The sequence below is a fragment of the Pseudomonadota bacterium genome, assembly GCA_016927275.1.
Classification (GTDB): domain Bacteria; phylum UBA10199; class UBA10199; order 2-02-FULL-44-16; family JAAZCA01; genus JAFGMW01.
Window position 1 is genome coordinate 22,660 of record JAFGMW010000035.1, and the last position, 15,215, is coordinate 37,874.

Consider the following 15,215-nt stretch of genomic DNA (forward strand, 5'->3'; position numbering starts at 1 on the left):
CTGAGCTGGACAGCCGCGGGGCCTTTGGGATACGATGCCTCCCATGATAAAGCCGGGCGCCAGAGGCGGGCTCACCACCCCCACGGGGCTGGACGACTTCCTGGACGAGAAGAGCCTGCGCGGCCAGGTGGTGGGCAGCTGGGGGTTCAACGCCAACATCGACTTCACGCGCATGAGCGCTGAGCAGTCCAATGTCTGGTTCTTCGAGCAGATATTCAATTTCCTCCGCTCCTTCTTCGGGCTCGTCGTCCCGGACAACATGGAGATAAGCACCACCGGCGGGAAGAGGCAGGTGACAAGGGACAACCTCAACCAGATGACCTTCCTCGACGAGCTCATGCTCGTCATGAAGGGGCTTTCGGAGCCGATCTGGTGCATAAGGCTCAACCTCAACATCGTGGGGTTTCTCAGGACCGAATACGATCCCGACAAGCCGGTGAGGCTGCACATCCAGGAGCCGGCCAGCTTCATCGTGTGGGGTGGGCCGGACGAGACCGGGTTCCAGACCTTCTCGCTGGGATATCGGCTCTTCGCGGAGCAGAAGATGAAGGGGGAGCACACGCTCCTGTGGTCAATGAACCAGCCGCTGCTCGAGAAGGGGCTCAGGAAATGGGAGCGCCAGTCGCGCCGCAGGATCGAGGTCGTGCGCGGAAACTCCGACGACCTCCCGCTCTATCGCCACGGCTTCTCCAAGCCGGCGCCCGCCCGCCCCCGCGCGAAGCCGAAGCCCAGGGACGAGGGCCCCGTGGTCGACACCCTGCCGGATTTTGATGATTTGATGTTGTAGCATTCCGCCTCATCTGACGGAGCGGAAAGTGGCGGCTTCGGGTCCTGTCTGCGGACCACCCCCATTCGACAAATTCCAAGCACCAAATCCCAAATTCCAAATAAGCACCAAATCCCAATTATCGAATAATCGAACGCAATATTTTTGTTTAATAATTGGAATTTCGTTTATTGGAATTTATTTGGAGTTTGGTGCTTGGGGCTTGGAATTTTATTTGTGGGGTCCCCCGCTCCGCAGCCACCCGAAGCCGGAAATAGCCCCGCTGCGAAGAGCACCCCGACCCGCTACGTCATGTGGCACTCAGCGCCGTGGTCAATTAATAATCATATTTTCAGTAATTCAACGATTCTTTCATGGCTTTCACGCTCCTGGTCGCCCTTGAAGTACAGTTCAATGAAGACAATCTGCTTAGCCTGTTTATCATACGCATAAACGACACGAAGCGAAGTTCCTCTGAGGTATTTGCAAAATAAACGCGCTTTGATGACGTCGATGTCTCCATGTTGGCGCAATACCGTAAAGTGTTTGCTGCTGCCGAATGGGACAGCCGCGACTACTTTTTTGAATTCGGAAAAATCTTCGGGCAGGGACCTATATTTTTTCGAAAGGTGTTTTAGATCTTTGGTGAATTTGGGAGTCTCACTAAAGTTCATCGTCGTAGCTTCTCACGGAATGCTCATAATCGCGGTAGAAGACGCTCTCGTAGCTGATCTTCTCCCCTTGTTTATGGACCTTCCAGGGCATATCCTCATGGGAATAATCGTTCAACTCCTTCGCGCTCTTGTCCGAGAGGCGGGCGAGCACATCGTCGATGTGCCTGACCTCCCTCGCAGATAGAGCGGACATGTCGGGCCCTCTCAATGGCAAGTATTTTTTCTGCTCGTACTGAAAATACGAGCTTGAAACCTGTTCGATCTCTTTCTTCTTTTTCATATCATCGACGATCTTCACGAATTCAACAGGTGTAGGGCCAAACCGGTTTTTTATATAGGTCGCCCCGACCAACTGCTCCTCAAATTTTTCATAGTAGTCAAAATCGATGAAGTAGAGGAGCTTGTAGATCGCCGTTTCCCCGATATTTGATTTTGCCCCGACCTTCTCAAGGATATAGAGAAGGACCTCTTTGAACTTTTTCAAATTTCTCTGGGGCACGCTGATGCGGATGTCTGAAACTTTTTTCCCGGTTTTCGAGGGAGGTTCAATGACAACATTCGGAACGGATGCCTCCCTGGCCCGCAGAAAATCCGGCAAATCGACATCAAAGAGTTCAGAGAGCTTCTCCGCTTCAGAGATAGTCAATTCCCGATCATTTTTCTCGATTTGAACGTAGGTGGGTCGTGAAACGCCAATTTTTGCAGCCACATAATCCTGTGAAAAATCGGCATGTTCTCTAAGCTGTTTTAGATATGCCCCAAAATTTTTCTTCATGGTTCACCCCTGATATCCGGATATATTGTATACGATCAATCTGTTGGTTGTCAAGATATTTTACAATTAACTTGTTGGGATATTTTACATGTCTGCGGCGGCGGGCGGTGCGGCCAAAAACGGTCATTAATATTTTCACTTACCTACAGCCTTTGCTTTGGCAGACGGAGAGGGTCGATCTACTCTTCGCAGCGTGGCTCGAGCCTGCCTGCCGGCAGGCAGGGAGGCTGGATTCAGCAGCCTATATGACCCGGCCGACGAAAGCCCCCGGCCGAGACGGCGTATGAGTCGAGGAGGGATAGCGAGAAGGGTAGATCGAACCTCTCCGTCTGCTTACTTGACCTTGGAGCCTATCTTGACGTCCTTCAGCGGCGTGAGGATGGAGACGGTGTTCTCGTCGGAGGCGGCGAGAAGCATTCCCTGCGATTCGATGCCGCGCAGCGTGGCGGGTTTCAAGTTCGCCACGACCACGATGCGTTTGCCCACGAGCTCCTCGGGCGAGTAGTGCTTGGCGATGCCGGCCACGATCTGGCGCTCCTCCTCGCCGAGCGTCACTTTGAGTTTTAGCAGCTTGTCCGCGCCCTCGACGCGCTCCGCCGCGATTATCTCCGCGACCCGCAGGTCCACCTTTGCAAAGTCGGTTATCTCTATCTGTCCGCCTGCCGTCATCTTCCCCTCCCCCTTCTGCTTAACCTTAACCTCAGCCTTAGCCTCAGCCTTCTTTTCTTCCTCTATCCTCGGGAAGAGGCCGCTTGCGGCCTTTACGACGATGGCCTTTGAGAGCGCGCCGAAGCGGAGATTGTCAAAATCGACGCCCTGTGATTCAAGCGCGCCTGTCGCATCAAACCCCATGGACGCCCAGATCGCGGCCGCTGTCTTAGGCATGAACGGTCGGATCAAAATCACGGCGCTGCGGATAGCTGTCGCCACGCGCCAGAGCACTGCGTTGATCTCCGCGGCATTCCCTGCCTTGGCCATCACCCACGGCTTCATGTCGTTGATGTGCCTGTCGGCTGCGGCCATGACCTCCCAGATCGAGGCCAGGGCCTGGTGGAACTCCACCTCCCCGCTGGCGTGATCGAGCGCCGCCGACACCCTGCCGAGCAGCGCGTCGGTCGTGTCGCGCAGCTCGCCGTGGAATGGCGAGCCTGCCGCGGGATCGATCCTGCCGTCCTGGTACCTCGTGGCCATGCCGATGGTGCGCGCGACGAGGTTGCCGACTCCGTTGGCCAGGTCGCCGTTGTAGCGCTCGATGAAGTGCTCCCACGTGAAGTCGGCGTCGCGGCCGAAGCCTCCCTCGCGCATGAGGTAGTAGCGCAGTGGGTCTGCGCCGTACTTGTCGATCACGTCCATGGGAGTGACCACGTTGCCGAGCGATTTCGACATCTTCTCGCCCTTCAGATATACGAAGCCGTGGCCGAAGATGGTCCTGGGCAGCGGGACTCCGGCGCTCATGAGCATTGCGGGCCAGATAACGCAGTGGAAGCGCGTGATGTCCTTGCCTATCACATGCATGTCGGCCGGCCACCACCGGGCGAACTTTGCGTCGTCCCAGCCGTACCCCACTGCGGTGATGTAGTTGATGAGCGCGTCGAACCATACGTAGACGATGTGGTCCGGGTCGTCCGGCAGGGTGACGCCCCAGTCGAAGGTGGAGCGTGAGACGGAAATATCCTGCAGCCCCTCCTTGAGCAGCGAGACTATCTCGTTGCGCCTAATCTCCGGGAGGATGAAATCCGGGTTGTTCGTAATATGGTCGAGCAGCCGGTCGCGGTATTTCGACAGCGCGAAGAAGTAGTTCTCCTCGGAGAGCCACTTGGGCTTCGACTTGTGGTTGGGACACAGCCCATCCTCGAGGTCCTTCTCGGTGAGGAACGCCTCGCACGATTCGCAGTACCATCCCTCGTAGCGGGACCTGTAGATGTCGCCCCTGTCTATGATGGCCTTGAAGAGTTTCTTCACGCCTTTTTCGTGTTTCGGGTCCGAGGTCTGGATGAATCCGTCGTACGATACGTCGAGTCTCTTCCAGATATCCTCGAAGCGCTCCCGCATCTGGTCGCAGTACTCCTTGGGCGAGAGCCCCTTCTCCTTCGCCGCCTTCCAGACGTTGACCGAGTGCTCGTCGTTGCCCATCTGGAAGCGGACCTCGCGGCCCAGCATCCTGTTCCAGCGGGCGAGCACGTCGGCGCCGATCTTCTCGTAGGCGGTCCCTATGTGAGGGAGGCTGTTTACGTAGTCGATCGCCGTGGTGATGTAGAATTTATTTCTTCTCGGGTCCTTTGGCATTTATAGGTTCCCTGCGGCCCCTCTCCCTGCGCCTCCCGCGGCCGCCCATGCGCCTGCGTTCCTCGCCCTCCTCGCGCGCCTGCCTCGCCGCGCCTATGGCCGCCTCGCGCTCGTCCTGGGACATGGTCTGGCACTGGTCGCAGCTGATGCGCAGCTCACCGCCGCCGTAGAGCCTCACGGTGCACTCGCGCTTGAGGACGTTGTGTCCTATCACCTTTCCAGGCCCCTTGGGCGAGCGCACCGCGGCCCCGACCTTGGGCAGCCCGTGGCGGCACTCGTCGTAGGCGGCGCTCTCGTAGTCGAGGCAGCACTTGAGCTTCCCGCACATGCCGGTGAGCTTGGCGGGATTGGGCGCGAGCCCCTGGTGCTTGGCCATGGAGATCGATATGGATTTGAACTGGCGCAGGTGCGTGGAGCAGCACGTCGTGAGCCCGCACGGCCCTATGCAGCCGATCATCCTCGACTCGTCGCGGCTGCCCACCTGGCGCATCTCGATGCGCATGCGCAGAAGGCCGGCGAGGTCCTTGACCAGGGCCCTGAAGTCCACGCGGTCCTCCGCGAAGAACACGAAGACCGCCTTCTTGCCCCCCTCGGACATCTCAACGTCCACGAGCTTCATGGGGAGCGAGCGCGATTTGATCCGTTCGCGGCATGCCTTGAAGCACTCGAGCGCGCGTTCCCTCTGTCTCGCCGCCTCTTCCGCGTCCTCCTCGGTCAGCCTGCGGATGAGCTTTCTCGCGTTGTGCGGGAGCTCGGATTCGCGCGCCTCCCTGGGGGGCGCGGCGACGACGCCGAACGACGTCCCCTCCTCCGCCTCGACGAGCACCCTCTCGCCGCCCTTGAGGGTCGGGTCGTCGGTCAGAAAGGTGTAGATGTGCCCGGCGGTGCGGAACTTCACGCCGACCGCCAGCCTCTTCGGCGCGGCCTCTGCCTGCGCGGCCTCGGCTGCGGGCCGGCTCTCTGCGGGGGGCGTCTCCTGCATATTGTCGAAAAAAGAGCCCTGCTCGGCAGGGCCTCATCCTCCTTGGATCCGGCGTTCAGGAAGTCAGCGTAAACAGAAGATCCTCAAACATCAACTGTTTATTTGCGGCGGTCTCGGAGGCGATCCTCGCCCCGTTGATCCCCTCGATTGCCCGCATAAGCTTCGATTCGGCAAGGCGGCCCGCGAGGGCCTCCGCCTCGGGGTGTATCGCGAGCCCGGCGCTGCCCGTCGCCTTCACGCGCAGCATGTCCCTGCAGAGGCTCATGAGGATGTCAAAGACCAGCGGGAGCCTCTCCGGGCCCTGCGCGGCGAACGCCTGGGCCGCCTCCATTATGTCGGAGCTGGATGCCCTGGAGAAGAGGGGCAGGAAGCGACCCAGCACCTCGGCCACGAATTCCGGCTCGAGCCTGAGGGCGAGCCCCATGCTCCCGCCGGCGAGGCGGGCTATCCTGGTCGCCTCCGCAGGCTCCATCGAGCGGCGCCGGACGAGGGCCGCTGCGAGCTCCTCCTCGCCGAGGGGGGAGAATGCGACGAGCCGGCAGCGGGACCTTATCGTGGGCAGCAGCCTGTGTGGGAGCGGCGTGACGAGGATGAAGTGGGTCCGCTCCGGGGGCTCCTCGAGCGTCTTGAGCAGCGAGTTGGCCGCCTGCGGCATGAGCCTGTCCGCGCCGTCGATGATCGCGACCTTGGCCTGAGCCTCGAGCGGCTTGAAAATGAGCCTCTGCATCAGCTCCCTGACCGGGTCTGTCTTTATGCTGGTAACGGCACCCCGCTCCGACTCCTCGGGCTCCAGCAGGAAAAAGTCGGGGTGGTTGCCGGAGGCGAGCTTGCGGCACGAGAGGCATTCGCCGCAGGCGTCGTGGCCGCGCGATGGCGCTTCCGGGCAGAGGAGCGCGGCCGCGAACGCGTCCGCCGCAAGCCTCTTGCCGACGCCCGCAGGCCCCGCGAAGACGTAGGCGTTAGGGAGCCTCGCCGATTCCAGCGAGCGCCTGAGCTCCTCTATCTGCCTCTTGTGTCCGACTATCTTGGACCACATAAATGCCGTGACTAGTGACTAGTGACTAGTGACTAGTGACTAGTGACTGGTGACTGGTGACTGGTGACTGGTGAAGAAACTTTTCGACCGCGGCCAGGACCTTTTCGTGTATCTCCTCCACGGGCCCGAGGGCGTCGATCACAGCGATCCGGTCCGGCTCCTCCCGCGCGATCGAGAGGTATCCGTCCCTCACCCGCTCGTGGAACTCGAGCGCCTCCCGCTCGAATCGGTCGTGGCCCGGGACCGCTCCGCCTCGGGCGTTTCGGTCTATTGCGCGCGCGAGCCCGTCCCTCGCAGGCAGGTCCAGCAGCACGGTGAGCCCCGGAGCAAGCCCGCCCGTGGCGACCTGGTGGACCGCCTTTATGAGGGAGGGATCTATCCTTCGGGCCGCGCCCTGGTATGCGGTGGTGGCGTCCGCGTATCGGTCGCAGAGCACGGTCCTGCCGCCGGCGAGCGCCGGCTCTATGACCTCCTCGACGTGCTGGTGGCGGGCCGCCGCGTAGAGCATGAGCTCTGTGATCGGGGTCATGCCCCGGTGGGAGGCGTCGAGCAGCACCGCGCGGATCTGCTCGCCGATCTGCGTGCCTCCAGGCTCGCGGGTCACGACCACATCGAGCCCCTTTGCCGATAGACTCTCGGCGAGCATGCCGATCTGGGTGCTCTTGCCCGACCCCTCGATCCCCTCGAATGTGATGAACGCGCCCCTCATGGCCAGGCGAGGTTGATAGCCGATAGGGGGCCACGCCTCAAGGGTTTTTAATGCTTGCCATGGCGGGCGTGCCGTGGCCTATAGGGCCCCGGAGGCCGGATGAACGTGAAAAAAGACCGGGCCGGGTCGGCGCAGGGCAGCATCGACGAGAAGGACATAAAGGCCCTTTTCGACAAAGTGGCGGAGCACTTCAAGGACGCGAGCGACGAGTCGAAGGATGTGTTCTCCATGCTTGTCGAGCGGGCCCTCTCGTACAGGGACCTCGCGGTCCATTCGAGCGGCCGGCCCCTGACGGTGGGCGAGACCCGCGAGGCGCTCGACGCATTCATGCACGTGATGGTCGAGCACGAGATGCCGGGCTCCCTCCCCAAAAGGGTGCACGATCTCGTGCTCATGTGGCTCGAGGGGATAAAGGAGATGAGGCAGCACTGATCACGGCCGATTGCGGGGGGTCCGATTTTTTAGTATGATCGCAGGAAAACGCCCGCGCATCGGCGTGCGGGCGCAAGATGCGGGGTGCGTGTGCGCAGGGCAGTGATCATCGCAAGCGCTGTCGTCGTCCTGATCCTGGCGCTGGCCGCGGCCGGTCCCGGCCTCATCCCCAGCGCAACATACAGAGGGATGGTCGAGGATGCCCTCAGGGAGCGGCTGAACGCCCGCGTCGAGATAAAGAAGTTCGCCTTCAGGGTCATCCCTTATCCCGGCTACACTATCACCGGATTCCGGCTCATATCGGACGCCCCGCCCTTTCAGGGCATGACCCTCTTGTCTGCCGAAAAGGTCGTGGGCAGCCTCTCTTTCCTCGCGCTCCTGCGCGGGAGGATAGTCACGGGCATAGAGCTCAGGGACGCTAACCTCGATCTCCGCTTTGCGCAGGGGCTGTCCAATCTCGGCGCCATGCTGAGGCTGCAGGCCCCTTTGCCCGCCGCGTCCGTCCCTGAGATCAAATCGATAGGCGTGCAGGGGCTGGCGCCCGAGGCTGCGCCCGCGCCGGCGGAATTCCCCGGAGAGGGGCGGCCTGCGCCTGGCTCCACGCCGGAGGGGTCCGTCCCTGAGTTCAGGTCCATGCCCGCGCCGTCGATGGAGCCGCCTGCCGTGGATGAGGGGGGGGACGCGGTGCCCGAGTTCAGGGCCCCCGGCGCCCCCTCCGGCGCGCTTCCCTTCGGCCTCATCAATGAGGCGCAGGCCGCGGGGCCGTCCGGCGGCGGGATGCCACTGAGCATACGGAGCGTGGATGCGGTCCGCAGCCGCATCCTCATCGATGCCGAGTCCATGCCGCGGCCGGTCGTCATCGGCAACGCATCGTTCTCTCTCAGGGAGATATCGGCCGAAGGCGGCATCTCCATGAAGATGAAGCTCACCGGGGCTGTCGGCGAGGCGACCTCGCCCAATTTGAGCGCGGAGTGCAGGCTCTCGATAGACGATGCGAATCGTGAGGCGAGGGCCGAAGGGCTCAGGATATATTTCAACGGCTCCCAGTTCGCAGGGAACGCGTCGGCGAACTACGGGTCCTCGCCCGTCTCTCTCGACATCCACCTGGCATCGCCCGATCTCGTCCCGGCCTCGGCCGGGGCGCTGCTGGCGTATTCAGGGCGCAGCCTCCCGCCTGCGCTATCATGGCAGGGCAGGCTGGCGGTGGACGCCAGATACGCCGGGACAGCAGACGCCGGGCGGCTCTCGCTGAGCCTCGATGCGAGGGACGCCCTGATCTCGAGCGCGGGCCCGCTGAAGAAGGAGCAGGGGGGCGCGCTCAAGGTCGCATTCGAATCGACGATATCAGACGCTGCGCTTTCGATCTCAAAGGGCTCCGTCGTGATCGGGTCGGGCGAATTCTCGGTCACAGGCGAGATCGGGCGCGACGACATCCTGAGCGCGTCCCTTGTGCTCTCCGGCAGCGGGCTCGGCGCCGAGGCGGCCGGGTTCTTCATGCCCGGGCTCTCCGCGGCGGCGGATATCGGAGAGTTCAGCGCCGAGGTGCGAATGACGGGGCCGCTGGCCGGCGACTCCCCGGCCGCGGTCTCGGGCAGGGTGGAGGCCCCGAAGGTCACCGCGGCAGGGATCGAGATCAGCGATGTCGCGTTCTCGTTCGAGCGCGGGGACGACTCGATCTCGCTGGTCTCCATCAGGGGGTCCTTCGCAGGGGGGGAGGTGAGCGGCACCGGCAGGATCGCGACGCAGCCCATCCCGTCCATCGAGTTCGACGTGGTCGGCCATGACGTCGACGCATCCGGCATCAAGTCCGCGGCCGGCCTCGTCTCAGGGAAAGCCGGGCTCGTGGTCAGGGGCAGGGGCGAGGGGGCAGACGATTACTCGCTGCAGCAGGACCTCGTCCTCTCAGGCACGATCGTGATGCCTGAATTCGCAGGGAGCGCTCTCCGCTCTCTCGCCGGGTTTTTCGATCCCAAGCTCGTGGACCGCATCGCCTCGGCCTCCGGCGTGAAGCTGGAGCCGTCGGCGCTGCCGGGGCGCGAGGGCGAAGAGGCGCCGGGCAGCGACCTCAAGGCCTCGTTCGAGATAGCGAAGGGGCTGCTGTCGATCGACGGCGCTTCGTTCAGCGGGGACCGGTTTGCCGCGAGGCTCTCCGCGAGCGCGCAGCCCGACACATCGCTTGCTGGCGAGGGGGAAGCGTGGATCGACGCGGAGACGGCCAGGGGCATCGCGCCCGACCCCGCGGCGCAGAAGGCGCTGCTCGAGAGCGACGGCAGGCTCCTGATACCGGTCGAGATCAGGGGCACCATATCCCGTCCTCAGGTGTCGTTCGTGGAGTCGAAGTTCACCGAGATGATGCAGGCGGGCCGGCGGATCAAAGAGCGGGCAGCCGAGGCCGCGAAGGGGGAGGAGGCAAAGGCAAAGCCAAAGCCAAAGCCTCCCGGGCAGGCCCAGACGCCCAGGCCGAAGCCGAAATCGGCCCCCAAGAAAAAGGCTCCGACCGGAAAGCCGTCGTCCACCTCGCCGATAGACGACGTGGAGCAGGTCCTTAAAGTGATAGTCGGGGAATAGGAGATAGCGATGATGAAGATCGGAATGCGCACTGCGATGGTTGCCGCTCTCTTTCTCTGTGCGATGGCTGCAAAGGCGGCCGCGGGCGAGATGGACCTCATGATGCGCAAGATGTCCGGGGCCCTCGCTGAGGGCCCGAAGACCTCGTGGTCGAAGTCGACATCGCTCGAGCGCGGCTTTGTGCTCATCCCGTGCTTCGTGCGCACCCGCGACGCCGGGTCCACAGCGGCGGCCATAGAGGCGGCGGGCGGGAGGGCCGAGAGGCTCGGGGGGAACAGCGGCGCAGCGATCATCTCCGCGCACGTCCCGGCCGGGTTCGCGGCCGGGCTTGCGGCGAGGCCCGAGGTGGAGGTGGTCGAGGCGGCGCCCCTGCTCTCGCCCAAGATGGACACCGCGCGCACCTACAGCGACACGGTCGCGGTGCAGGACGGAACAGGTCTCGGGGTCGCCTACGACGGCACCGACGTCGTCGTGGGCGCGGTGGATGACGGCCTCGACTACGGGCACCCCGATTTCACCTCTGCGACCGGCAAGAGGAGGGTGCAGTACCTCATGAAGACGGTGAACGGAACGAAGGTGGAGTGCAAGCAAGCGGCGATCCAGGACGGGACGTGCGGGATCGCCGACGGCGGCCAGGGGACCCACCACGGCACACACGTGACCGGCATCGCGGCAGGCAACGACCCGACCTACACAGGCGTGGCACCCAACTCGGACATCATGTTCGTGTTCAACTCCGCGACCGACGCCTCCACGAGCGACGCGGGGGCCACGTCGTTTGCGACCGCAGTGCTCGATGGGGTTTCCGCCATCTTCGCCAAGGCGGACGTCGTGGACAAGGCCGCTGTTGTGAACCTGAGCCTAGGCACCTCGATTGGCGCGCACGACGGGACCTCTCTGCTCGAGCAGGGCCTCACCGAGCTATCCGCCGCAAAGCCCGGCAGGATAATAGTGAACGCGGCCGGCAACGAGCAGGTGACCCCTGCCGCCCAGCCGGCGGCGAGGCGCGACTATGTGGGGGGCATCCACGCCTCCATCAGCGCCCCCGCCGGGGAGAGCAGGGGATACCGGATAGGGGTGTGGAGCGGGATCACCGCGGCAGCGACTTATGTGGGCGGCACCACGGCCGACGTCTGGCTGGAAAAGGGCCAGGCGGGCGACTGCGACGTGGCGGCGTTCGCGTACACGCAGGGCCGCGACCCTTTGGACTTCGCATTTCCGGGCCTTGCGACCACCGACGATTCCTCTTTCGCGACTGCGGACATCCCTTTTTCAGTGGACTCCTCCAACGTCGAGGCTGCCTCCGATGCGGCGGTCGCGGTGAGCGTGGACGTGGACTCCTCCGACATACGCAACGAGAAGCCTCATGCGATGGCCATCTTCTACCCCAAGGGAGGTGTGCTTTCGTCCAATCTTGAGACGAGGTGGTTCGACGTGGTGATAAGGTCAAAGGGCGGCGCATGCAGCGGCCACATGTGGCTCTACTTCGACCAAGTCTATGTGCACGACTTCCTCAAGGGGATGGCCGGCGCAGGCCACGACGTGGGCGACGGCGCCTGGGCAGGATACAAGCTCGCGGACGGCGACAGCCTCTACACCGCGACGATCCCGTCGACCGCGGTCGGCGTGATCTCGGCAGGGAGCTGGATGCCGGAGAAACCGGTGGGATCCGGCGTGAGCGAGTGGACCGGCGACAACGGCGTGACATACGATCAGTCCGATCTCTCGGCGCCGGGCGGCACGGGATCGGTGACCGGCGACCTCTCCGCGTTCTCCAGCCTGGGCCCGACTGCCGACGGCCGCACGAAGCCTGACATCGTGGCGCCGGGAGAGCCTATCATTGCAGCCCTGGCCGAAGACGCATTCGTCTCCAACTCCGTCAAAGTCGGCGGCGACCACTTCAAGAACGCGGGCACCTCCATGTCGTCGCCGCACGCGGCCGGCGTCGTTGCGCTTCTTCTGCAGCGCAACAACACCCTCACGGTGGACCAGGTGCGGGCCGCCCTCAGGACAGGCGCCACGACTGCGGGCATGACGGCAAAGAGCCCTGATCCTGAGAACAGCTTTGGCGCAGGCAAGATAGATGCTGTGGAGGTGCTGAAATCAGCAGTGGAGGACACCTCCGCATACAGCGGCACAGGCGACCTCAACGGCCAGGATGGCGGGAGCGGCGGCTGCGGGCTCGTGGATGCGAAGGGCTCCCAAGCAGCGATGCCGATGGCGCTGATATTGTGTCTTGCGCTTATCGTCATCCCACGGGGCCTGAAAAAAGTCTATAAAATACAATAAGTTATCTGGCTACCTGAATTTTTTCAGCAATCATCAAAAAAACCACGAAACCTTTGCGCCCCTTTGCCGAGAACAAAGGTGCAAGTGGCTTTATGCAAAAAAACCTTGCAAATACGTCATGTGATGCATATTAATTCAATTTAACGGCATAAATTTTCACTGCTGAAAGGAGATCGAGATGGACGGACCTTACGGGAGAAGGATTTTTGCGGATGCGGGTAAAAGCCTTTTTGCGCTCAGCGCGGGCAACGGTGCGGTCGCTGAACCGGTGGTCAACGACTCGAAGGCAGACAAGAGCTCCTACGCCGGCGAGCCGAGCCTGTTCGACAGGTTCATCTGCTTTATGTCCGGCATGGCATACACCATGGGCAGCGAGATAGATGCGAACGGACAGTGCCAGGTGAAGGGTGAGCTCATGCAGAGGAACTATCGCGGCAGGTGATTCGCTTCAGTCTTTATCCGTGATCTCATGCAGAGGATCCCGCGGCGGAGCATTCCCCGCGGGATCTTTTTGCGTCTTGAGTTTCCGCCAGTCGTCGGCGACCGGGGAGAAGATTCCCGAGAGCGGCCGTCTCACGAGATAGACCTCGTCCGCCCCTGACCGGCGGATGTAGGTGCTTCCGTAGTCGGGCCCGCTCTTGCCTATGACCAGTTCGGCGACGGGGCTCCCCCCCTTGTCGACGAGGCGCACCTCAAGCCCCGCGGCCCCGACCTGGAAGAGATCCCTCCTCTTTGGATTCGTCGAAACGACTATGCCCCTCTCGAGCCCGCCGAATACCCCAAGGGCCGTTGAGACCCTTGAGCTGTCCGCCTCGCCCCAGAGCCGATCGGGGATCTCGCGGCCCTCCTTCGCGTACAGTTCCCTCTTCAGCGGGGTCGCGTCTTCAGAGACCCTCCAGCAGCCGCCCGCGCGCTCCAGGACCGCGCCGTCGAGGAGCTGCGAGAGTTCGATCCGCTCCACGTTCGCGCCCTCGAATCCCGGGATGAGCGGCTCCGCGGATGCGTCGTCGGACCTAGGCCTCACCGGGCTCTCGAAGATGAGGACGATGGCGGCGGCTGCGATCGCCGCTGCGAGATATGTGGCAGGCCTTGGTATCTTCATGACCGATCAGGATGCCCCGGAGTATTTGGAGTCGATCGTCCGCCTGCGCCTTTTGCGGAGCAGGGCCGTGGTGAGGCCCAGCGCCCCCGCTGCGAGAGGGCCCGCCGCGACGTTGGACCAGCGCAGCAGCCGCTTTGCGCCGTCTGGGAGGATGGCGATCGGCCTGCGCGTCCCCTCGCGCGAGCGGATCCCCACGAGCGCGTCGCTCATGGTGAGATAGTCCAGCGCGTTCTGAAAGAGCGCCGCGTTCTGCGGGAAGCTCACCAGGAACCTGTCCATGATCCAGCGGGACGAGCCTGCGACGAACAGCCGGGCATCGGCGCTCCCCTCCGCTATGACTGCAGCGCCCCTCGGGGGGAGCCGGCCGGTGCCGGAGAAATAGCTGTGCAGCGGCCCGGCCACGACGGCCGCGATCGTCTGCGCCGAGAGCGCGCCCCGTGCGAGTGCCTCCGACGCTCCTCTCGGATCGAGGTCCGCCCCGTCGATCGGCACGCCGGCGCCGGCGCCGGTGCTGCGCGCTACCCACGACTCTTCGGCTCCGGCGGAGAGGCCGATGGGCGAGGTCCACGGGAAGACCGCAGACCTCAGGTCCGCGGCGAGCGGGAGGGTCCTGTTGAAGCCCTCGCCCGTCACCTCGGGCCAGAACGGGTATGGCATGTGGTAGGTCACCGGTCCGCCCCCGAAGGCGGCGGTCGCGTTCGACTCATCGAGCACCAGCGAGTCCTCCACCCGGGCCCCGTAGTGCGCGATCATGGGCAGGGCGTCGCTCTCGATCGGCGACATCTTGAGCTTCGCGTCGACCTCTGCGCGGTCGATCATGGCGAGCGCCCTTCCGCCCCGCATGAGGTACTGGTCGATCGTGAAGAGGTCGTCGTTGGAGAGCTTCCCGGGCGAGATGAGCACGAGCGCCGAGATGCGGGCAGGATCGATATCTTCAGTTCGGCCGAAGCCCGTCTCCGCGACGCGGTATCGCCTCGAGATCGCCTCCCTCACGAACCCGTAGGGCGAAACCTCGTCCTCCCTGCGCTTCCCCTCCCACCAGGCGATCGCGGGGAGATCTCCTGAGGAGACCTTGATGAGCGACTCCGCGATCTCGTACTCGAGGTTGGCGGCGCTGTGCACGACCGGGATCGTCTCCTGCCTGTCGCCGTGGAGCACCGCGATGCCGAGCCAGACCCTCGCCACCTCGACCCTGTCCCCGTCGAAGACGTTCAGCTGCACCGGCACGATGCCCATGAGGGCGGCCCTCTGCTCCTCCATCGGCGACGACGCGGGGTCCATGTGCTCCACCTTGATCTTTCCCCTGCCGGCGTCGCGGAGCTCGGAGAGCAGATCGTCCACGTCGCGGCGCACCGCTGCCAGGGCGGAGGGGAGCGGGTTCGAGAAGTAGACGCGCACGGTGGCCACGTCGTCCAATCCCTCGACTATCCTGCGGGTCGCGTCGGAGAGGGAGAACGCCCCTGTGTCGGTCAGATCGAGGCGCAGGGGACGCCGCGACGCCAGGTAGTTTATCGTCCCCAGCGCGATCGCCGCAGCCAGCATGGTCAATATGATCGTGATCGTCTTTGTCTTCATCCCCAGCTTCTTCATTCTCAG

12 protein-coding genes are annotated in these 15,215 nt (G+C 63.3%); 5 read left to right on the top strand and 7 right to left on the bottom strand.

The annotated features are described in order from the left end of the window. Positions 1-34 precede the first annotated feature (34 nt). Positions 35-787: a hypothetical protein gene (locus JXA24_02375; protein ID MBN1282603.1), complete on the top strand. Its 753-nt coding sequence runs from the start codon at positions 35-37 to the stop codon at positions 785-787. A gap of 642 nt (positions 788-1,429) precedes the next feature. Here JXA24_02375 and JXA24_02380 read toward each other — a convergent pair. The 5 genes from JXA24_02380 to JXA24_02400 form a co-directional block, all read right to left on the bottom strand. Further along, positions 1,430-2,215 (bottom strand): DUF4065 domain-containing protein, encoded by a 786-nt coding sequence (locus JXA24_02380; GenBank protein ID MBN1282604.1) that lies wholly within the window; start codon positions 2,213-2,215, stop codon positions 1,430-1,432. Between the two features lie 333 nt (positions 2,216-2,548). Next, on the bottom strand, positions 2,549-4,501 hold the full coding sequence (gene metG / locus JXA24_02385) for a methionine--tRNA ligase (GenBank protein MBN1282605.1): 1,953 nt from the start codon (positions 4,499-4,501) through the stop codon (positions 2,549-2,551). Continuing rightward, positions 4,476-5,483 (bottom strand): hypothetical protein, encoded by a 1,008-nt coding sequence (locus JXA24_02390; GenBank protein ID MBN1282606.1) that lies wholly within the window; start codon positions 5,481-5,483, stop codon positions 4,476-4,478. The genes metG and JXA24_02390 overlap by 26 nt, the downstream gene beginning before the upstream one ends. Before the next feature lie 55 nt (positions 5,484-5,538). Beyond that, a complete protein-coding gene (holB, locus tag JXA24_02395; protein MBN1282607.1) occupies positions 5,539-6,519 on the bottom strand; it encodes a DNA polymerase III subunit delta' in 981 nt (326 codons plus the stop codon). Positions 6,520-6,544: 25 nt separating this feature from the next. Then, on the bottom strand, positions 6,545-7,228 hold the full coding sequence (locus JXA24_02400) for a dTMP kinase (protein MBN1282608.1): 684 nt from the start codon (positions 7,226-7,228) through the stop codon (positions 6,545-6,547). Positions 7,229-7,327: 99 nt separating this feature from the next. Between JXA24_02400 and JXA24_02405 the strand changes: the two genes are divergently transcribed. The 4 genes from JXA24_02405 to JXA24_02420 all read left to right on the top strand — a co-directional run bounded on the left by JXA24_02405 (position 7,328) and on the right by JXA24_02420 (position 12,959). Then, on the top strand, positions 7,328-7,660 hold the full coding sequence (locus tag JXA24_02405) for a hypothetical protein (protein MBN1282609.1): 333 nt from the start codon (positions 7,328-7,330) through the stop codon (positions 7,658-7,660). A gap of 90 nt (positions 7,661-7,750) precedes the next feature. Beyond that, positions 7,751-10,228, top strand: coding sequence for a hypothetical protein (locus tag JXA24_02410; protein MBN1282610.1), 2,478 nt, complete (start codon positions 7,751-7,753; stop codon positions 10,226-10,228). A gap of 9 nt (positions 10,229-10,237) precedes the next feature. Continuing rightward, positions 10,238-12,517, top strand: a complete 2,280-nt coding sequence (locus JXA24_02415) for a S8 family serine peptidase (GenBank protein ID MBN1282611.1) — start codon at positions 10,238-10,240, stop codon at positions 12,515-12,517. Between the two features lie 178 nt (positions 12,518-12,695). Then, a complete protein-coding gene (locus tag JXA24_02420; protein ID MBN1282612.1) occupies positions 12,696-12,959 on the top strand; it encodes a hypothetical protein in 264 nt (87 codons plus the stop codon). Between the two features lie 6 nt (positions 12,960-12,965). Here JXA24_02420 and JXA24_02425 read toward each other — a convergent pair whose 3' ends face one another. Together JXA24_02425 and JXA24_02430 are read right to left on the bottom strand one after the other, a co-directional pair. Then, positions 12,966-13,619, bottom strand: coding sequence for a DUF4340 domain-containing protein (locus JXA24_02425; protein MBN1282613.1), 654 nt, complete (start codon positions 13,617-13,619; stop codon positions 12,966-12,968). A gap of 6 nt (positions 13,620-13,625) precedes the next feature. Then, positions 13,626-15,215 (bottom strand): GldG family protein (locus JXA24_02430; GenBank protein ID MBN1282614.1); only part of this gene is annotated, 1,590 nt, incomplete at its 5' end.